The following is a 21044-nucleotide window of genomic DNA, read 5'->3' on the forward strand; positions in this document are numbered from 1 at the left end:
CCTTTATTGACTAACTTGATTCAATTATTTATACTAATGACTATTCAGTCATTTGTCAACGAAATACATTAGGAGAGAATTAAAAGTATGTTAAAAAAGCAACTTATTATGGAGAAAGCATTGGAGCTATTCTCAGAACAAGGCTTTGAATCTACATCTGTACAGCAAATTACAGAACGATGTGGAATTTCAAAAGGTGCATTTTATTTATCTTTCAAAACAAAAGACGAGCTTCTAATTTCCATGGTAGAGTATTATCTACAACAGTTTGTTACTGATATTGACCAAGTAGTCAGAAGTTCACTTAGTAAAGATATCATTTTAGTCGAGTTTTACAAAAGTATTTTTCAAGCATTTAAAAAAAATGCTGCATCTGCCCGTGTGTTTTTTAATGAGAAAGTACTTCTTGCAAAAAACGAGTTGTTTCAGAAAATAATGGTCTATGATGCGGATATTACTAAATCGATTATCTATATGCTTGAGCAGTTATATCAGGATGAACTCTCCGAGACAAAATATGATGTCATATATTGTATTAAAGGATTTATGAAAAGTTATTCAGAACTTTTTATTTTTTCTGATATACCACTCGATTTAGAGCTATTGGCTAAATCTCTAGCTGAAAAGACGGAAATTATTGCCCGGTATACAACGATCCCGTTTATAACCGAGGAGCTCGTTCAATTGACAGCAAAACCTTGTAATGAAGAAGTTTCACAGGAATCTTTACTAGAATTAATCGAGCAACATCTAGATGGTTTTGAAGAGTCTATAGAACGCGAGTCTCTGGAATTATTAAAATTTCAAGTTGAAAATCCAACCTATAGTAAACCAATTTTAAAAGGTTTAATCGAAAACATACGTTTACAGCCAGATCATAGATGGGTTGCTTATGTAATAGCTAAATATTTTAATATTTAGGCATGGAACAGGATTGCTCACTCTAAAGAGTGAACAATCCTATTTTATTGAAATTAAGGGGTCGTACGAAAAATTGAAGTGTTAGTGGCGCTTATGTAATAGTCTAGGGAGTAGAATTGAGTTGTTATTACTATATACGAAAAAAATAGCAAAGAGGTTTCAGAAAAATGGAAATAAAAAACTACGCAGTTTTGCGTAGTTTTTTGTAATGAGGTTAAACCTCCATAATAATCGGTAAAATCATAGGTCGACGTTTTGTTTTTTCAAATAAATATGGTCCTAATACGTCAGTAATTTCATTTTTCAGCTCAGTCCATTGAGGAGTTTTGCTTTGAATTGACTCGTTCAGGTGACGATTTAGCATTTTTTGTGCTTCATTAATCATCGTACCTGACTCACGCATGTAAACAAAGCCTCGTGAAATAATGTCTGGGCCGGAAACCATTTTTTGGTTTTCCATATCTACACTTACAACAACAATCACTAAACCTTCTTCAGAAAGAATACGTCGATCACGTAAGACGATATTGCCGATATCTCCAATACCATTACCATCAATATAAACGTCTCCTGAAGGAATACGACCTGCTACATGTGCTTCATTGGCACTTAGTGCTAGCACGTCACCATTCTCCATAACGAATGTATTTTCAAGTAGAACATCACAATCTTCTGCTAGATGAGTATGCATTTTCAACATACGGAATTCACCGTGAATCGGCATAAAGAATTTAGGCTTCATTAAGCGCAGCATTAGTTTTTGTTCTTCTTGAGAACCGTGACCAGAAGTATGGATATTATTGAGTGCACCATGAATAACTTCTGCACCTGCACGGAAAAGTAAGTTGATAATTTTGTTTACACTTACAGTATTTCCTGGCACTGGTGAAGAAGAGAAGATAACTGTGTCACCAGGCTGGATTTGGATTTGACGATGTGTACCATTTGCAATACGAGAAAGGGCCGCCATCGGTTCACCTTGAGAGCCTGTACATAATATCATTACTTCATTGGCAGGAAGACGATTAATGCTTTGGGCATCAATAAATGTATCCTTTGGTGCATTAATATAGCCTAGTTCACGACCAATTGTAATGGCATTATCCATTGAACGTCCGAAGACAGCAATTTTTCGTCCGTATTTTATAGCAGCATCTGTTGCTTGTTGTAAACGGTGAATGTTGGATGCGAAAGTTGCAAAAATGATACGACTATCAACCTTACGGAAGATTTCGTCGATACTTTTTCCGACTGTACGCTCTGACATAGTGAAATTCGGCTTTTCTGCATTTGTACTATCTGAAAGTAAGCATAGTACTCCGTCACGTCCGATTTCAGCCATTTTTGTTAAGTTGGCTGGCTCGCCTACAGGTGTAAAATCAAATTTAAAGTCACCTGTATGCACGATGTTACCGGGTGGTGTTTTTACAACAATCCCGTAAGCATCTGGAATACTATGTGTTGTTCTAAAGAAGCTGACAGATGTTTTTCTGAACTTAATAACATCCTCTTCTTTAATTTCGATAAGCTTTGTTGTACGAAGCAAGCCATGCTCGTCTAACTTATTGCGTAATAAGCCAAGTGCAAGCTTACCGCCGTAGACAGGGACATTTAATTGACGTAATAAGTAGGGAATACCACCAATATGGTCTTCATGTCCATGGGTAATGAATAATCCTTTAATCTTGTCGACGTTGCGTACTAAATACGTATAATCTGGAATAACATAGTCAATACCGAGTAAATCGTCTTCTGGGAATTTAATGCCGGCATCAATTAAAATGATTTCATCTTGAAATTGAACGCCGTAAGTGTTTTTGCCGATTTCGCCCAGTCCGCCGAGCGCGAAAACAGCTGCTTGGTCATTTTTAACAAACTTCATGTTTGTTAAATTTCCTCTAAGATGAAGTTCGGACTTGCTTGTTCGTAATCTAAATAGTTACCTTCAAGCAGTTGTATGAACTCGATGTTGTAGTCTCGGTCTTTTAGCTTTTCACGTACTTCGCGGTCTGAAGTAGCTTCAAGGTATAGACTTTTAGTATTTTCGCGAACTGGAATTTCATTTGCTTTTTCTTGATAATAAACTTTGTAAATCATAGTTTGCTCTCCTTTTATTGCGTACAATTTTATTGCACCTTTGACTAATACCACGCACGTGCTACAAGAAAAAACAGCGAATTTCTAGTATCTAAGGGCGAAATTAGGCGTTTGAAGTTCTTGTATCTCTGTGTTTCAATCCAGACGTAATTACAACAAGGTGCAATTGAATAAAGCGATGAGACAGTGGTTGCACATAGCCAAATAAATGCATTTCCTTTATATTATCACGCAGTTACTCTAAAATAAAGAAAAGCCCTTCAAATAATGAAGGGCAAATGTTAGGCAATTGATTTTTTTCCGAGTATGCCGCGAAGTTGCTTCAATAATTTGCGTTTGAGTTTCTTCAGCATGGCACATCACTCCTTAGGATCATTATAATGAAAAATCATACCTCTGTAAAGTCATTGGCCTTTGCAGATTAATACATAATGAAGGGGACTATAAGATGAAGAAAATATTATTTTTTGATGTGGATGGCACGCTTTATAATAGTGAGAAAATATTACCTGCTTCTGCGAAAGAAGCACTTTTTGAAGCTCGTCGTAATGGCTATGAGCTAGCGATTGCAACTGGCCGTGCACCTTTTATGATTCAAACTTTACTAGAAGAGTTAGATATTAATACGTATGTGACATTTAATGGACAATATGTTGTTTATCGTGGTGAGGTTGTCTATACAAATGGTGTTGAGAAAGACGAGTTAGCCAAAATCATTGCCTTTGGTGAAGCACGAAACGAACCTGTAGTATTTTTAGATGACAAGCAAATGATTGCATCTGTTGAAAATAACGATATGGTAGCAGAAAGCTTAAATACTTTAAAATACCCGTATCCAAATTTAGACTCAACTTATTATATGCAGAACGCTGTATATCAAACACTTATTTTTATGGAAGAAAAAGATGAACATTTATATTGTGAAGCATTTCCTAACGTACAGTTTGTGCGCTGGCATCGCTATTCTTGTGATATTTTACCAAAGGGAGGCTCAAAGGCTGCTGGTATTGAAAAGGTCCTTGAAAAAATGGGGCTGACACTAAATGATGCCATTGCTTTTGGAGATGGTATCAATGATATAGAAATGCTGCAGGCTGTTGGGACAGGCGTGGCGATGGGGAATGGACATGAGAGCGTAAAGGCAGTTGCTACCCATATTGCAGAGCATGTAGATGAGGACGGTCTTGCTAAAATCATGCGCCAATTAAATATTATCTAAAGAAATTAAAGAGAAGCAACTAGTTGGGGGTATTAACTACAGCTAGTTGCTTTTTTTAGTAAATTTCACAAGCGTGTTGATTAACCATTTTTATCCACTCTGATTGATTAGAAGACTCTGATTTCCGCTACGGGCTACTCGCTTTGTTGCTGCCGCTACGCTTTCGCACAGATAAAACATTTGTCGCTGACGCTTCGCTTTCGCGCAGAGCAAAGCTTCCTGCGGGCGAGCGTCGAGCCGCTTCCTCCCTAAAGGAACGAAGGCTAAATGCGTCACGTCCTGTGACAATGCCTTCGTGACCAACATCATGTTGGCCTCAGGGTCTCGTCTGTCTCGCTTTCCCGCGGGAGTCGAGTAGCTACGCTACAATCAGTTAAAATGGTCATACATTAGCAAAATATCAACAAAAAAATCCTTTTATCAACCAATAATAAACCTATATTTTCCTAATCAGCACGCCTGTAAATTTTATTCAGTTTCTAAGTTTGCGCTTACTATTTTTAGCTGTACACCTGTATCCGTGAAATGATTGATCGTGTCTTTAGAGAGTCCGTTATCTGTGATAATCATATTTACCTCATCTACTGGACAAACTTGAATAGCGACATCTTTATCAAATTTTGAAGAGTCAGCTGCTACATATACAGTTTGGGAAATGTTTATAATTTGTTTTCGGGTGATCGCCTCTTCTAGATTGAAATCTGAAATTCCCTTTTCAATCGACACCCCACTAGCGCAAATAAAAGCTTTATTAATATTAAGGTGATCGAAGCGGAAGAGGAAATCATTAGACGTTACAGACTTTTCGGAATGACGAACTTTACCGCCGATAATGATCACTTCGATATTGGAGCCAATTAAATCAAAGGCTACGGGAAGGGAGTTTGTAATGACGGTTAATTTTTCTTTCTCTACTAAAAATGGTGTCATCTGATATGTGGTCGTTCCACTATCTAAAAAAATACATTCTCCATCTTGTACTAAAGAAGCGCAAGCTTTTGCGATCGCGATTTTTTCTGGTAGCTGTTCATGAAGTCGGTTATCCATCAACCCCTCGGTAGGTTCAATATATTTAACACCACCATAAAACTTCTCTATTTTCTTATCCTGCACAAGCTGTTGAATATCACGACGGATTGTTTCCATTGAAACGTTAAACTCTTTTGTTAGCGTTACTAATTTTACTACCTTATGTTTTCGCACAAATTGCAAAATATGCTGTTGCCTTTCTATTGTATACATTTCATCACCTCTACTAAATAATAATCAAAGTAATCACGACTTTGTCAACAATTGGTCAAGATTTACTCAACATTTACACAAATGTGTAATTCCCTTTACAAATTATCCCTATACTAAGGGTAAGAACTAAAGAGAGGTGAACGATTTGTTAGAACTAAAGAATATCTCGAAAAACTATAAAAATAAAAAAGTTTTAATGAATATAAATTTAAACATTCAACCGGGTGAAATAGTTTCGTTGCTAGGACCGAGTGGCTGTGGAAAAACAACTTTACTCAATATTATTTTAGGTCTTACTCAACAAACGGATGGACAGCTTTTTTACAATGGACAAGATATATCGAAACAATCCATGCAAGATCGAGGGTTTAATATTGTTTTTCAGGACTTTGCATTGTTTCCGCATTTAAGTGCATATGACAACATCGTGTATGGTTTGAAAAATAAAAAAGAAGGAATGTCAAAAATGGAGGTCCAGGAATATATAGACTTTTTAGAACTGACCCCACATTTACATAAAAAGATTCATGAGTTGTCAGGTGGACAAAAACAGCGTGTCTCTATTGCTAGAACACTTGTGATGCAGCCTAAAATTTTATTGTTGGATGAACCGTTAAGTGCGCTTGATGGCGTGATAAAGGAATCGATTAAGGAACGTATTCAATCCATCGCTCGCCAATTTAATTTAACGACAATCATTGTCACGCACGATCCAGAGGAGGCGCTCACACTATCAGATAAGGTGCTAATTATTAATGAGGGAACTGTTTCGCAATTTGGAACGCCGCAAGAAATATTACATACACCAAAAAACCAATTTGTTGAAGATTTTATATTAAGACAGCTTCATATAAAACGTCATAACATTTATCAGCTATTTGGAGAATCTTATGCTTAAAACAAATAAAATGATGAAATTGATTTTTCTTCCGATTCTTTTCTTTTTTGTCTTCTTTTTAATTGTTCCATTAATGTATATGTTTTGGCAATCTTTAAAAAAGGGGAAGGCCATCACCATTCAAAACTATGTGGAAACATTGCAAAATGTGGAGATTCGTGATGCATTTTTAAATAGTTTTCAAGTCTCTTTGATGGCAGCTTTGATCACGACAATTTTGGCTTTTTTATTGGCTTATGCCGTTCATTTTACAACGATGCATCGCTTTACGAAAAAGCTTGTCCAAGTGGGTATTACATTACCAATGCTATTACCAACCATTACATATGGTTTTGTACTAATTTATACCTTTGGTAATCAAGGGATTATTACGAAGATACTTGGTCAGCCTTTGTTTATTATATATGGATTTAACGGTTTGTTAATTGGTTATGTTCTTTATACATTACCAGTTGCCTTTATATTAATGCAAAATTCTATGCAGTACATTGATAAACGCTTTCTGCTAGTTTCTATGCTGATGCATGATCGTCCATACCGAAGATTTTATCATACAGTATTTCGACCGATGCTAGGGACGATTGGCGGGGCATTCATATTATCGTTTGTTTTAAGCTTTACAGATTTCGGGATACCTGCGTCAGTTGGGGGTAACTACAAAGTTATTGCTACCGAGCTATATCAAGCAATGCTTGGCTCCATTGTACATTTCGAGAGAGGTGCAGTGATTTCGATTTTAATGTTAGTGCCTGCAGTACTTGGAGTTGTAATGTTAACGATTTTAGAACGGTTCAATTTTCAATATAAGGAAGTTTCTAAAAGTGACCTCGTTATCCATCGTTTACGTGACTTGATGTTTGCTGCATTCTCATTTGTTTGTGTAGGCGCAGTGTTAATCATGTTTTCAACAATATTTATAGTACCTTTTACGAAAGGTTATCCATATGATTTCAGTTTTACATTTGAACATGTGAAAAATGTACTAGCTGAACCAGGCCTGAAGAAAGTTTATGTGAATTCGCTAATTGTGGCTGTTTTGACAGCTGTTTTAGGTGTAGGCGTATCATTTGTATCTGCTCTATTAAATGTACGAACACCACTTAAAGGAAAGAAAAGCATAGATTTTGCTTCAATGATTACGAATACTGTGCCAGGCATGGTACTTGGTCTTTCTTACTTGTTTTTCTTTAACGGGAGTTCCTTAAAAGGGACTTTCCTCATCATTATTGCGTGTAATGTTGTTCACTTCTTTACAACACCATATTTAATGGCGAAAAATTCATTGCAAAAAATGGATCCGACATGGGAAGTAACAGCAGAGCTATTAAAAGACTCGTGGTTAAAAACGGTTATTCGCGTTATTTTACCGAATATCAGACCTACGATTTATCAAATGTTTAGCTATTATTTTTTAAATGCCATGGTGACTGTTAGCGGGGTAATTTTCCTTGTTAGCACGAAAACAATGCTTGTATCGACACGTATAAAAGAACTTCAACATTTCGCGAAGTATACAGACATTTTTGTTCTATCGATTTTTATTTTATGTACTAACCTCATTGTGAAATTAGGTTGTGACTATATAGCAACACCTAAAGAAAAAACAAAGGAGCATAAAGATGAAAAAATCAACAGTAATGATGTTAGGTACAGTTAGTTCAGCGATTGTATTGGCTGCTTGTGGAGGAGCGGAAGCGGGTTCGAAAGATCGGGTCATTATTTATTCAAATGCAGATGATGAAGCAATTGATGTCATGGAAGCGACTTTAGATAACAAGGGGTATAAAGGAAAATATTTAATCCAATCATTCGGAACTTCTGAACTGGGTGGGAAAATAATGGCGGAGGGGAAAGACATTGAGGCGGATGTCGTAACAACGGCTTCTTATTTTATTGAAAGTGCGCAAAAATCTAAGTCAATGTTTGCAGATTTATCTTCTGATTTAAAGCCTTTAGATGATGGTTCTACATTTGCATTACCGATTTTAGGGAATATCGGCTCGATTTTTATCAATACAGATTTATTAAAACAAAAAGATTTGCCAGTTCCAACATCTATAAAGGATTTAACAAACCCTGCCTATAAAGATTTATTGTCATTTCCAAATATTCTTGACTCGTCAACGGGTTGGTTGTTAGTGCAGGCCATTATTAATGAGTATGGAGAAAATGAGGGCAAACAAGTATTAGCTGATTTAATCAAAAATGCTGGACCGCATATCGAAAGTTCAGGTTCAGGGCCTATTAAAAAAGTAAAAACAGGTGAAGTAGCTGTAGGGTTTGGTCTACGTATTCAAGCTATTGATGCTAAAAAAGAAGGGCTACCGATTGATTACATCGATCCAAAAGAAGGTAACTTTACATTAACAGAATCAGTGGCTGTGGTAGATAAAGAGGGGGATGAAGCGTTAGCGCGCGAAATAGCCAAAGTAATAGCGACGGAGGCCCGCCCCGATTTATTGAAGCAATATCCAGTGGCTCTTTATGAAGGTGAGCAAGTAAATGAAGAGTACATACCTAAATATTTAAAGAAATGGGACACAACATTAACGGTAGACCTATTAGAAAAACATCAAGCTTTCTTTAAAGAAGCGCAAAAATAAGGAGATATTAATTTATGAACAACTATAAATTATTAACGCCGGGACCTTTAACGACAACTGTAACAGTAAAACAAGAGATGTTGAAGGATCGTTGCACATGGGATGATGATTATAAAAATGTTACACAAACAATACGTAAGCAGCTTTTAGAGTTAGCGCAAGTGAAGGGAACAGATTATACAACTGTTCTTATGCAGGGAAGTGGTAGTTTTGTTGTAGAATCTGTGTTAACAACTGCTATTGGAGAAGAAGATAAAGTCCTTATTATCACAAATGGTGCTTACGGTGAACGCATTGTTGAAATGGCGAAAGTGCTTAAACTACAGCATACGGTCTATAGTGTTCCTTATTATGAACAGCCATCACCACTCGAAGTGAAAGCGCTGTTGGAAAATGATTCAACAATAACGCATGTTGCTATTGTACATTGTGAGACGACAACTGGCATTTTAAATCCTATTCAAGAAATAGGAGGCGTTGTGAAAGGGTTGGATAAAACGTTTATCGTTGATGCGATGAGTAGCTTCGGTGGCGTACCAATGGATTCGGCAGCATTAGGGATTGATTATTTAATTAGCAGTGCTAATAAATGTATCCAAGGAGTACCTGGGTTTGGATTTGTTATAGCGAAGATTGATGAATTAGAAAAGTGTAAAGGGCAAGCTAGAAGCGTTGCATTAGATTTATATAATCAATGGGAAGCGATGAAACTAGATGGAAAATGGCGTTTTACATCACCTACACATGTAGTGGCAGCTTTTGCGAAGGCATTAGAGGAGCTTGCGGAAGAAGGTGGAATACATGCTCGTTACGAACGATATGCGAATAATAATCGTATACTTCGTTCTCAATTGCAAGCACTTGGGTTTAATGCCTATATTTCAGAGGAGTTACAATCACCTATTATTACAACGTTTTTATTCCCTTATGAAGGGTTCTCCTTCGAGCATTTCTATAATGCGATGAAAAAAGCAGGATTTGTCATTTATCCGGGGAAACTAACAGATGTGGATACATTCCGAATTGGCAATATTGGAGACATTCATGAAGATGATATGAAAACATTATGTAAGGTTATCGAAAATTATATGGCGGTGATTAAATAATGAAGATTGAAGCGATTATTTTAGATTGGGCAGGTACAACTGTTGATTTTGGTTGTTTTGCTCCTGTGAATGTTTTTCTTACAGTTTTTGAAGATGCGGGAATCGAGGTGTCGCTAGAGGAAGCGCGTAAACCGATGGGCATGTTGAAAATTGATCATATTCGTACAATGCTTGAAATGCCAAGAATTCGTGAGGCATGGAACCAAAAGTATGAACGAGATTTTACGGAACAGGATGTCCACGCTTTATATATGCAGTTTGAATCGAAATTAATGGAATCATTAGCGACTTACACTGACCCGATTCAGTATGTGAAAGAAACGATACAGCAATTAAAAGAAGCGGGTATTCGTATCGGTTCCACGACGGGATATACAGACTCGATGATGGAGGTAGTGACTTCACATGCAGCGGCTAAAGGATATGAACCTGATTTTTTAGTCACGCCTACTCAAATAGGAGATAAAGGACGCCCATACCCATATATGATTTTCAAAAATATGGAGGCATTGGGTATTAAGGCAACGAAGCAAGTGATGAAGGTTGGTGATACAACTTCAGATATTCAAGAGGCTCTAAATGCAGGAGTATGGGCTGTTGGTGTTATTATTGGAAGCTCTGAAATGGGGCTATCTAAAGAAGAGTATATGGCTTTGTCTGAAGAAGAGCAGCAATTGGCTATTGAAAAAACAGCACGAATATTTAAAGAAACAGGTGCGCATTATACGATTCGTACGATGAAAGAGCTCCCTGCGCTGTTGGAAAAAATTAATGCGCGTTTAGAACGAGCAATCGTAATGGCCTAAAGTCTCCGGCGGATGTTAGACTGATCCCGAAGTTAGAGTGTCAGATAGGACTTCATAACGAGGTCGAAAAGAAAGTAAGCCCCACAGTTTAAAATAACTGCAGGGGTTTGCTTTCTTTCTGTGCTCCTAATCGCGCTCATAAGGTGTAGAATCTGGAATTTCAACAAATGGATTTTTTTCATTGATGCGATCGTAAAACATAATGCCGTTAAGGTGGTCTAATTCGTGTTGGAAGGCTATAGCAGGCATTCCTTTAAGTCGCATTTTTTTCTCTTCACCGTCAACGGTTTTAAATTTAACTGTAACACGGGCATGGCGAGGTACATAGCCTGGAACATTGCGATCTACAGAAAGACAGCCCTCGCCTGTTGCAAGGTATGTGTTTTCTACGGAGTGACTAACGATTTTTGGGTTGATTGCTACAAAACTTAATTGTTCACCATTCTCGTCTGTTAAATGAAGGGCAAACATTCGATGGAGGCTATTTACTTGATTGGCAGCTAATCCAATGCCGCTACGTAGGTTATATTTATCGGCCATTTCGGGATCTTGGCTGTTTATTAAATATTGAAGCATGTCTTCTGCGAGTTGTCTTACTTCATCAGTTAAAGGGAATTTTACCTCCTCAGCTTTTGTGCGTAAAGTCGGATGACCTTCGCGAATAATATCATCCATTAAAATCATATATGAATCTTCCTTTCAACTTTGTAGTGCCTTACTTATAAGTATACATCACGTATTAAAACAATCACATGAAAAAAGACCTTATTTGAATATACTTAAAAAATTTTTCAATAGCTATTAGATTGTCTGAAACTGGGCACTCTACTATAGGTAATCATGTAGGAGAACTTAATAATTACTTACCTATAATGTATTGTTATAATACAGTTATAATTAATTGGTGATACAGTATGAAACAGAGTTGTTTAGTCGTTATTTTAGAAAAAATCTTTGTTTGTACGCGTAATATATGATTGACCGACAGTATTTTATTCAGTATACTGAGTGCAAAGAATAAGTTGTACTAGTTGAAACGGTGATTTATTTTAATACAGCTGAAAGGGAGATGTCACAAATGAGCAAGAAAAACAATAATATTTTTGATGCTAAACAAACGCTAACTGAAATCGAAGATAAGTTTGAAATGTTTCAAATTTTGAATGAAGAAGGCGAAATTATAAATGAAGAGGCAGACCCAAAACTTTCTAATGAGGAACTAGTTGAGTTAATGACACGTATGGTTTATACACGTATTTTAGACCAACGTTCTATCTCTCTTAACCGTCAAGGTCGCTTAGGTTTCTATGCACCAACGGCTGGGCAAGAAGCTTCACAACTTGCGTCACACTTTGCATTAGAAAAAGAAGATTGGATTTTACCAGGTTACCGTGATGTACCACAAATCGTATGGCATGGTTTACCTTTAGATAAAGCGTTCTTATTCTCACGCGGTCATTTTGCAGGGAACCAAGTTCCTGAGGGCGTAAACGTATTAGCACCTCAAATCATTATCGGTGCACAATATATTCAAGCTGCGGGTGTGGCTCTTGGTATTCAAAAACGTGGTAAAAAGGCTGTGGCAGTAACTTATACAGGTGATGGTGGTTCATCACAAGGAGATTTCTATGAAGGCATTAACTTTGCAGGTGCATTTAAATCACCAGCAATCTTCATTGTACAAAATAACCAATTTGCCATTTCAACACCGCGTGAATTACAAACAGCTGCGAAAACAATTGCTCAAAAAGGTGTAGCAGCAGGCTTGCCAAGTATTTTAGTAGATGGAATGGATCCGCTAGCAGTTTACGTAGCAACACGTGATGCACGCGAGCGCGCAGTTAATGGTGAAGGTCCAACTTTAATTGAAACAATGTGCTATCGCTATGGTCCTCATACAATGGCGGGGGATGACCCAACACGTTACCGTACATCGGATACAGATAATGAATGGGCACAAAGAGACCCACTTGTACGCTTCCGTAAATACCTAGAGGCGAAAGGTCTATGGGATGAGCAAAAAGAAGAAGCTGTTATTGAGCGTGCAAAAGAAGAAATTAAAGAAGCGATCAAAAAAGCCGATGCTGCTCCAAAACAAAAAGTAACAGAATTAATGGAAAACATGTATAAAGGCGAAATGCCATCTAACTTAAAAGAACAGTATGAAATCTACAAAGAGAAGGAGTCGAAATAACCTATGGCACAAATGACGATGATTCAAGCAATTACAGATGCACTTCGCACAGAATTAAAGAATGATGAAAACGTTCTTGTATTCGGGGAAGATGTAGGTGTCAACGGTGGGGTATTCCGCGCAACTGAAGGCCTACAAAAAGAATTTGGTGTTGACCGTGTATTTGATACACCGTTAGCAGAATCAGGTATTGGTGGCTTAGCAGTAGGTCTTTCTCTACAAGGTTTCCGTCCGGTTCCTGAAATCCAGTTCTTCGGCTTCGTATATGAAGTAATGGACTCAATCAGTGGTCAATTAGCACGTATGAGCTATCGTAGCGGTGGTGTTTATAATGCACCAGTAACAATCCGTTCTCCGTTTGGTGGGGGCGTGCATACACCTGAAATGCACTCTGATAGCTTAGAAAGCTTAATGACATCACAGCCAGGTTTAACGGTTGTTGTCCCATCAACACCATACGATGCTAAAGGTTTACTTATTTCATCTATTCGAAATGATAACCCAGTCATTTTCTTAGAGCATTTAAAATTATATCGTTCATTCCGTGAAGAGGTACCTGAGGAAGCATACGAAATTCCACTAGGTAAGGCGGATGTAAAACGTGAAGGTAAAGATTTAACAATTATTGCCTATGGTTTAATGGTTCACGAAAGCTTAAAGGCAGCAGAGGAGCTAGAAAAAGAAGGTCACTCTGTAGAAGTAATTGATTTACGTACAATCCAACCAATTGATATTGAAACAATTATTGCGTCAGTTGAAAAAACAGGTCGTGCCATCGTTGTACAAGAGGCTCAAAAACAAGCAGGTATTGCTGCAAACGTAGTGGCTGAAATTACAGAGCGCGCGATTTTAAGTTTAGAAGCACCTGTACTTCGTGTAGCTGCACCAGATACTGTGTACCCATTCCCACAAGCTGAAGGTGTTTGGTTACCGAACTATAAAGATGTAATGGAAACAGCGAAAAAAGTTTTAACATTCTAATGTAACTTCTAAACTTGAAGGACAGCAAATAGAAAGGATGGGTACACATGGCATTTGAATTTAGATTACCGGATATTGGCGAGGGTATTCACGAAGGCGAAATCGTTAAATGGTTCGTTAAAGCTGGAGATACAGTAAAAGAAGACGATATTCTTTGTGAAGTACAAAATGATAAAGCAGTAGTAGAGATTCCTTCTCCAGTTGAAGGGACAGTAGAGGAAGTTTTAGTAGGAGAAGGCACAGTAGCAGTTGTTGGTGATGTCTTAATCCGCTTTGATGCACCTGGCTATGAAGACTTAAAGCTAAAAGGTGATGACCATGCTGAAGCGAAAACAGAGGCTCAAGTTCAAGCGACAGCTGAGTATGGCAAGGAAGTAGTAAAGGCACCTGTTGAAGAGGCGCAGGCTCCAGAGAAAACTCCTGAAAAGACTGAAGCTGTTGTGGTAGCTGAAGATAATAAGCGTATCATTGCAATGCCTTCAGTACGTAAATTTGCGCGAGACAATGATGTGAATATTCGTGAAGTTAAAGGTACAGGCAAAAATGGACGTATTTTAAAACTAGATATTGAGAATTTCCTAAAAGGTGGAGGCGCTGTAGAAGCTGAAGCAGCAGCACCAGTGGCTAATGAAGAAGCTGTGCAGCAAGAAACAACTACACAAGTAGCACCAGTAGTCCTTGAAGGTGAATTCCCAGAAACACGTGAGAAAATGTCGGGCATTCGAAAAGCGATTGCAAAAGCGATGGTTCACTCGAAACAAACGGCTCCACATGTTACACTAATGGATGAAGTCGATGTAACAGCTCTAGTAGCACATCGCAAAAAATTCAAAGATATCGCTGCTGAAAAAGGTGTTAAATTAACGTACTTACCATACGTAGTTAAAGCGCTTATTTCAACTTTACGCGAATTCCCAGAATTTAACCGCTCATTAGATGATGCAACACAAGAAATTATTCAGAAGCATTATTACAATATTGGTATTGCAGCAGATACAGAAAAAGGCTTACTAGTACCAGTTATTAAGCACGCGGATCGTAAATCTGTTTTTGCAGTATCAAATGAGATTAATGAATTAGCGACTAAAGCACGTGAAGGCAAACTTGCACCACATGAAATGAAGGGCGCTTCGATGTCGATTACGAATATCGGCTCTGCAGGAGGACAATGGTTTACTCCGGTAATTAATCATCCTGAAGTAGCGATACTAGGTATTGGTCGAATTTCAGAAAAACCTGTAATAAAAAATGGTGAAATTGTAGCCGCACCTGTGTTAGCATTATCATTGAGCTTTGATCATCGTATGATTGATGGAGCCACTGCGCAAAATGCTTTAAATCACTTAAAGCGTTTGTTAAGTGAACCAGAATTATTATTAATGGAGGCGTAACAAAAATGGTAGTAGGAGATTTTCCAATCGAAACAGATACTCTTGTCATTGGTTCAGGTCCTGGAGGATATGTAGCAGCAATTCGTGCAGCTCAAACTGGCCAAAAAGTAACAATCGTTGAAAAAAATGTACTTGGTGGTGTGTGCTTAAACGTAGGTTGTATCCCATCAAAAGCATTAATTTCAGTAGGTCACCGTTTTGAGCATGCTAAACATTCAGATGACATGGGTATCATCGCTTCTGATGTAAAATTAGACTTCTCAAAAGCACAAGCATTTAAAGACAGCGTTGTTAAAAAATTAACTGGCGGTGTTGAAGGCTTACTTAAAGGTAATAAAGTTGAAATTGTACAAGGTGAAGCTTATTTCGTTGACGCTCATTCAGTGCGTATCATCAATGGTGAATCTGCTCAAACTTACACATTTAACAATGTAATTATCGCAACGGGTTCTCGTCCAGTTGAAATTCCAACATTTAAATTCTCTGATCGCGTACTAAATTCTACTGGCGCACTTTCTTTACAAGAAGTACCAGGTAAATTAGTCGTTATCGGTGGAGGTTATATTGGTACAGAGTTAGGCTCAGCTTATGCTAACCTTGGCTCACAAGTAACAATTATCGAAGGCGGAAAAGATATCTTAGCTGGCTTCGAAAAACAAATGACACAAATCGTGAAAAAAGGCCTTAAGAAGAAAGGCGTTGAAATGGAAGTAAACGCATCTGCAAAAGGCGTTGAAGAAACAGAAAACGGCGTAGTAGTAACGTATGAAGTTGGCGGAGAAGAGAAAAAAGTTGAAGCTGACTATGTATTAGTAACTGTAGGTCGTCGTCCAAATACAGATGAAATGGGCCTTGCTGAAATCGGTGTTGAATTCGGTGAACGTGGTCTTATCAATGTTGACAAACAATGCCGTACAAATATTCCAAACATCTATGCAATTGGTGATATTGTAGCTGGTCCTCAGCTTGCTCATAAAGCATCTTACGAAGGTAAAGTTGCTGCTGAAGCAATCGCTGGTGAAAAATCAATCGTTGATTATTTAGCTATTCCTGCTGTATGCTTCACAGATCCAGAAATGGCAACAGTTGGTTATAACGAAGATGAAGCGAAAGCTGAAGGCATTGAATACACTGCAGCGAAATTCCCATTCGCAGCAAATGGTCGTGCACTTGCATTAAACCAAACAGAAGGTTTCGTGAAGCTTGTTGCTCGTAAAGAAGATGGCTTATTAATCGGTGCTCAAATCGTAGGTGCTGGTGCATCAGATATGATCGCTGAAATGGGCTTAGCAATTGAAGGCGGTATGACTGCTGAAGATATCGCGTTAACAATCCATGCTCACCCAACATTAGGTGAAATTACAATGGAAGCTGCTGAAGTATTACTTGGCAACCCAATCCATATTGTAGCAAAAAAATAATAATGTTCATGAAGACGGCTATAAAGCATTTGCTTTGTAGCCGTTTTTTGTATATTACTTGTAATTTTGATAAAGTAATTATATCGAATGAATATTCGAAAAATAGTATTCGATTGGGAATATATTAAATACCGGATAGACTTAGTGTCCAATGGATCTAGTAATTGACTGCTAGATGTCCGGGAATGGTAACGATGTCTATGAAACAAGGGAAATTGAACAAAAAACTGGGGTGAAAAAAATGGAACTAGGCTTAAAGGGGAAAGTAGCAGTTATTACAGGTTCAAGTAAGGGAATTGGTTATTATACAGCGCTGCAACTTGTGAAAGAGGGGGCGAAGGTTGTACTTTGTGCTCGTGGTGAAAAACAGCTTCAAGTGGCTGCTGGCTGTATTAAAAACGAAACAGGTGAAGACGTTTTGATTGTACCGACGGATATTACAAAGGAAAAGGATTGTAAGTACTTAATTGAACGAGCAGTAGAGCATTTTGGTCGCCTTGATATTCTTATTAATAACGCTGGTACAGCTTCAGCAAATCCATTTGAATCGGTTAGTAGTGAGCTATGGCAGGCTGATTTAGATTTAAAAGTGTTTGGTGCTGTCAATTGTTCAAAATATGCTGTACCTCACTTACGTAATGTTGGTGGCGGTGCAATAGTTAATGTGACTGCGGTAATGGCTAAAACACCACCAGCAAGCTCACTTCCTACTACTGTAAGTCGTGCGGCAGGTCTGGCATTAACGAAAGCTATGAGCAAAGACTTAGGTAAAGATAATATTCGTGTGAACTCTGTTTGTATTGGGCTTATTCGTAGTGACCAAATAGAGAAGAATTGGAAAGAGGCAGAACCAGAGCTATCGTGGGACCAGTATTCTCGCAAGGTAGGTCAAGCAATTCCACTTGGTCGCGTAGGGGACACTCAAGAAGCGGCGAATGTCATTACTTTTTTAGTATCTGATGCCGCTAGTTATGTGTCAGGCACTTCTGTAAACATTGATGGTGGTTCTGGACACGCATTATAGATACATAAAAGAGTGAAGAGAATAGGTTCTCTCCACTCTTTTTTATTCTTCTTCATTAATAATGACATTTTTACCACGCATTTTCATAAAAATCGGTATGAGTAACCAAGACACTGCAACAATTAGAAATACTAATGATAATGGCTTACTTACAAAAATTGAAAAATCACCATTTGAAATAGTTAAAGCGCGACGCATATTGTTCTCAATCATAGGGCCTAAAACTAGCGCTAGTACTAGCGGTGCTACAGGATAGTCATTCTTGGCGAAAAGATATCCGAGTATACCACAGGCAAGTAATAAATATAAATCGAACGTTGTATATTGAACAGCATAAACGCCAAAGAACGATATAGCTATTATTATAGGCAATAAATATTTCTTTGGAGTTTCAATGACCTTTGCAAAAACACGAACAAGTGGCATATTCAAAATTAATAACATTAAGTTACCGATAAACATACTCGCAATTAAACCCCAAGCCACTTCAGGATGCTCGTCGAAAAGTAAGGGACCTGGCTGAATATTATACATAATGAGTGCCCCCATTAAAATAGCGGTAGTTCCAGAACCAGGGATACCTAATGTTAATAATGGAATCATTGCACCACCAGATGCTGCGTTGTTCGCTGATTCAGGTCCAGCTACACCAGCAATATGACCTTTACCGAATTGCTCTGGTGTTTTACTGAATTTTTTCTCGGTAATATAAGAAAAGAAAGAAGCAAGAGTTGCCCCAGCTCCCGGTAAGACACCAATGAAAAATCCTAAAAATGAGCCACGTGCAATGGGTACCACACTATCTTTAAAATCTTGCTTTGTTGGGAAAATGCGATTAATCTTCGCAATTTGACCATCATCGTCGTCTTTTTCAAGTATTGTTTTGAATACTTCACCTAAGGCAAATAAACCAACTGCAATTGTCAAAAATTCAATCCCAGAGAACAGCGTTGGTTGACCAAATGTAAAACGTTCGATTCCAGATACAGCATCAATCCCAATTGTACCAATCATTAAACCTAGCACCGTCATGATTAAAGCTTTTGTAATCGAGCGCCCAGCTAGTCCACTAACTGCGGCAAGACCTAATAGCATTAAAGAAAAATATTCAGCAGGGCCGAATTTCAATGCGATACTTGATAAAGGCTTTGCTAATAGTACAAGGCCAAGCAATGCTATAATGCCTGCGCAAAATGAGCCAATCGCCGCAATAGCAAGAGCACTACCGGCACGACCTTGTTTCGCCATTTGATAACCATCTAGTGTTGTAACAACAGAAGAAGATTCTCCGGGTGTATTCAATAAGATAGAAGTAGTTGAGCCGCCGTACATAGCTCCGTAATATACGCCTGCAAGTAAAATAATGGAACTTGCAGCAGCAGCTTCAGTTGGTAGCCCTGACGTAAGTGTTGCAGTAACTGGAATGAGTAAAGCAACTCCACTCATTGGACCTATTCCAGGAAGTACTCCAACCGCAGTTCCAATAATAACACCGACGAACGCAAATAATAAATTTTGCCATTGAAAGGCAACCGCAAAGCCATCTGCCAGAAATTGCAATGTTGTCATGTGTTCACTCCTTTACATTAAAAAGTTGGGAAACTAGGCAAAGATCCTCCTAGAATAACTGAAAATACATAATAAATGCCAACTGAAAAAGCGACTGAAATACTAATAGAAGCCAATATTTTTCCTCGTTCCATCGTTTGGAAACCGATTAATAAAAAGATAAATGTTGTAATAACGTAACCTACTATTTCAAGAAAAAATACATAGGCGGTCGCACTAATAAATAGTATTAAAAACTTCTTTAGTTCAATGGATGTTGTTTGTGATGATGTTTTTGTGTTTCTCACTATTTTTGACTTCGCAGCTTGTTTCCATGTCTCGTAGAAGAGCCGTAAACTTAGTAAAATTAGAACTATACCTAATCCCAAAGGAAATGTTTTGGGTCCAACTGTGGATCCATATGCACTATCAGAAATTTGTGTTGCTTCTGTGATAAATAAAATACCAATGATGAAAAATACAATACTTGAAATTTTATCGAAAGTTTGGCTCAAACGTTTTACCCTCCCCCTGAGAAAAGCGACTATTAAAGTCGCTTTTCTTTATTTCTGCATACCTAAGGCTGTTAAAAGTTCAACGATTATTTTATTTTGTTGATCTAAATACTTTGTGAATTCTTCAGCGTTGCGGTACTCACTTTGCCAGCCATTACGCTCTACTTCAGATTTCCACTCATCCGTTTCTACCATTGCTTGTAATTTTTCAGACCAGTATGCAAAAGCATCTTCAGACATATTTTTCGGACCAAAAATACCGCGCCAAATTGTAAACTCTTCATCAATACCTGCTTCTTTAAATGTTGGTACATCAGCTAGTTCACCTTCTAAACGATCTGAAGAACTGACTGCTAGTACGCGGACATCACCTGATTTTACATAAGTTGCAATTGTAGAGGCATCTGTGGCAATTACATCGGCATTACCTCCTAAAAGCGCGGCAACAGCTTCACCACCACCATCATAAGAAACGTATTTAACTGTTTTTAAATCGATTCCTGATTTAAATGCCGGAATAATACCTATCAAATGGTCCATGGAACCAGGTGCAGATCCTCCTGCAAGTGTTACGTCTTGTGGATTAGTTTTTAAAGCATTTAACATGTCATCTAGAGTTTTGTAAGGCGAATCCTTTTTAACAACAATTGCACCATAGTCACGCGTTAACTGTGCTATTGGCGTTGTATCCTTGTAACCAAATTTACTGTTTCCTTCAGCTTTTTCATGATTAATCAAAATAGGTGGCGATTTTACCATTAGCATGTAGTCATTATTAGATTCTTTAGTTGCAAAAGTAGCCATAAATACTGCGCCTCCGCCACCAGGTTTGTTTTCAACTTGAATTGGTTTTTCAATAAGTTTCGTATCATTCATCGTTTTAGAAATTGCACGTGCCGTTAGATCCCAGCCACCTCCAGCGCCAGAAGGAGCAACAATCGTAATATTGTTTTTTGGATAATTGCTTACTTTTTTTTCTTTTGTGCCCTCAGCGCTTGAAGAATCTGAAGAAGTACAACCTGCTAAAGTAGCTAATAAAAGTGCAGCTGTTGCAAATTTAATCAATGTTTTCCGCATA

General features: G+C 37.9%; 19 protein-coding genes. 12 read left to right on the forward strand and 7 right to left on the reverse strand.

All coding sequences use genetic code 11. The features are described 5' to 3' along the window. Positions 1-87 precede the first annotated feature (87 nt). Positions 88-921, forward strand: coding sequence for a TetR/AcrR family transcriptional regulator (locus tag ACQKMI_RS07610; protein WP_427488029.1), 834 nt, complete (start codon positions 88-90; stop codon positions 919-921). 214 nt (positions 922-1135) lie between these two features. On the opposite strand, the gene rnjA is transcribed toward ACQKMI_RS07610, so the two are convergent. Together rnjA and ACQKMI_RS07620 are read right to left on the reverse strand one after the other, a co-directional pair. Beyond that, positions 1136-2803: a ribonuclease J1 gene (gene rnjA, locus ACQKMI_RS07615; RefSeq protein WP_427488030.1), complete on the reverse strand. Its 1668-nt coding sequence runs from the start codon at positions 2801-2803 to the stop codon at positions 1136-1138. A 5-nt stretch (positions 2804-2808) separates the two neighbouring features. Next, positions 2809-3018 carry a DNA-dependent RNA polymerase subunit epsilon gene (locus tag ACQKMI_RS07620; RefSeq protein WP_427488031.1) on the reverse strand — a complete coding sequence of 70 codons (210 nt, stop codon included), beginning with the start codon at positions 3016-3018 and terminating at the stop codon, positions 2809-2811. Positions 3019-3466: 448 nt separating this feature from the next. Between ACQKMI_RS07620 and ACQKMI_RS07625 the strand changes: the two genes are divergently transcribed. Next, the gene (locus ACQKMI_RS07625) at positions 3467-4237 is read left to right on the forward strand and encodes a Cof-type HAD-IIB family hydrolase (RefSeq protein ID WP_427488032.1); all 771 of its coding nucleotides are present in this window, start codon (positions 3467-3469) and stop codon (positions 4235-4237) included. A gap of 468 nt (positions 4238-4705) precedes the next feature. Here the strand turns inward: ACQKMI_RS07625 and ACQKMI_RS07630 are convergent, their stop codons facing one another. Continuing rightward, positions 4706-5479, reverse strand: coding sequence for a DeoR/GlpR family DNA-binding transcription regulator (locus tag ACQKMI_RS07630; RefSeq protein ID WP_427488033.1), 774 nt, complete (start codon positions 5477-5479; stop codon positions 4706-4708). Positions 5480-5624: 145 nt separating this feature from the next. Here ACQKMI_RS07630 and ACQKMI_RS07635 point away from each other — a divergent pair, with 145 nt between their 5' ends. The 5 genes from ACQKMI_RS07635 to phnX are packed head-to-tail and all read left to right on the forward strand — an operon-like array spanning position 5625 to position 10892. Beyond that, positions 5625-6377, forward strand: coding sequence for an ABC transporter ATP-binding protein (locus tag ACQKMI_RS07635; RefSeq protein WP_323645357.1), 753 nt, complete (start codon positions 5625-5627; stop codon positions 6375-6377). Next, positions 6370-8034, forward strand: coding sequence for an ABC transporter permease subunit (locus ACQKMI_RS07640; protein ID WP_427488034.1), 1665 nt, complete (start codon positions 6370-6372; stop codon positions 8032-8034). Before ACQKMI_RS07635 ends, ACQKMI_RS07640 begins: the two co-directional genes overlap by 8 nt. After that, positions 7997-8980 (forward strand): extracellular solute-binding protein, encoded by a 984-nt coding sequence (locus tag ACQKMI_RS07645; RefSeq protein WP_427488035.1) that lies wholly within the window; start codon positions 7997-7999, stop codon positions 8978-8980. The genes ACQKMI_RS07640 and ACQKMI_RS07645 overlap by 38 nt, the downstream gene beginning before the upstream one ends. 14 nt (positions 8981-8994) lie before the next feature. Next, positions 8995-10086: a 2-aminoethylphosphonate--pyruvate transaminase gene (phnW, locus tag ACQKMI_RS07650; protein WP_427488036.1), complete on the forward strand. Its 1092-nt coding sequence runs from the start codon at positions 8995-8997 to the stop codon at positions 10084-10086. Further along, entirely contained in the window at positions 10086-10892 is an 807-nt protein-coding gene (gene phnX, locus ACQKMI_RS07655) for a phosphonoacetaldehyde hydrolase (RefSeq protein WP_427488037.1), read from the forward strand. The genes phnW and phnX overlap by 1 nt, the downstream gene beginning before the upstream one ends. A 126-nt stretch (positions 10893-11018) precedes the next feature. Here phnX and def read toward each other — a convergent pair whose 3' ends face one another. Next, a complete protein-coding gene (def, locus tag ACQKMI_RS07660; protein ID WP_323645352.1) occupies positions 11019-11576 on the reverse strand; it encodes a peptide deformylase in 558 nt (185 codons plus the stop codon). Positions 11577-11970: 394 nt separating this feature from the next. On the opposite strand from def, the gene pdhA reads away from it, so the two are divergent. From pdhA to ACQKMI_RS07685, 5 genes are all read left to right on the forward strand, one after another. Beyond that, on the forward strand, positions 11971-13086 hold the full coding sequence (gene pdhA, locus ACQKMI_RS07665; RefSeq protein WP_427488038.1) for a pyruvate dehydrogenase (acetyl-transferring) E1 component subunit alpha: 1116 nt from the start codon (positions 11971-11973) through the stop codon (positions 13084-13086). A gap of 3 nt (positions 13087-13089) precedes the next feature. After that, positions 13090-14067, forward strand: a complete 978-nt coding sequence (locus ACQKMI_RS07670; protein ID WP_323645350.1) for an alpha-ketoacid dehydrogenase subunit beta — start codon at positions 13090-13092, stop codon at positions 14065-14067. 47 nt (positions 14068-14114) lie between these two features. Continuing rightward, on the forward strand, positions 14115-15458 hold the full coding sequence (locus ACQKMI_RS07675) for a dihydrolipoamide acetyltransferase family protein (RefSeq protein WP_427488039.1): 1344 nt from the start codon (positions 14115-14117) through the stop codon (positions 15456-15458). A 5-nt stretch (positions 15459-15463) separates the two neighbouring features. After that, on the forward strand, positions 15464-16879 hold the full coding sequence (gene lpdA / locus ACQKMI_RS07680; RefSeq protein WP_053483451.1) for a dihydrolipoyl dehydrogenase: 1416 nt from the start codon (positions 15464-15466) through the stop codon (positions 16877-16879). Between the two features lie 241 nt (positions 16880-17120). After that, positions 17121-17903, forward strand: a complete 783-nt coding sequence (locus ACQKMI_RS07685; protein WP_427488419.1) for an SDR family NAD(P)-dependent oxidoreductase — start codon at positions 17121-17123, stop codon at positions 17901-17903. A gap of 42 nt (positions 17904-17945) precedes the next feature. Here ACQKMI_RS07685 and ACQKMI_RS07690 read toward each other — a convergent pair whose 3' ends face one another. From ACQKMI_RS07690 to ACQKMI_RS07700, 3 genes are read right to left on the reverse strand one after another with little or no spacing between them, the layout of a single operon-like run. Beyond that, complete coding sequence (locus tag ACQKMI_RS07690; RefSeq protein WP_427488040.1) at positions 17946-19472, reverse strand: tripartite tricarboxylate transporter permease; 1527 nt, start codon at positions 19470-19472, stop codon at positions 17946-17948. 17 nt (positions 19473-19489) lie between these two features. Continuing rightward, positions 19490-19966, reverse strand: a complete 477-nt coding sequence (locus ACQKMI_RS07695; RefSeq protein ID WP_427488041.1) for a tripartite tricarboxylate transporter TctB family protein — start codon at positions 19964-19966, stop codon at positions 19490-19492. Positions 19967-20014: 48 nt separating this feature from the next. Continuing rightward, positions 20015-21043 (reverse strand): tripartite tricarboxylate transporter substrate binding protein, encoded by a 1029-nt coding sequence (locus ACQKMI_RS07700; RefSeq protein ID WP_427488042.1) that lies wholly within the window; start codon positions 21041-21043, stop codon positions 20015-20017. Between the last annotated feature and the right edge of the window lies 1 nt (position 21044).

The sequence above is a fragment of the Lysinibacillus sp. NPDC097214 genome (genome assembly GCF_050277945.1).
GTDB lineage: Bacteria > Bacillota > Bacilli > Bacillales_A > Planococcaceae > Lysinibacillus > Lysinibacillus xylanilyticus_B.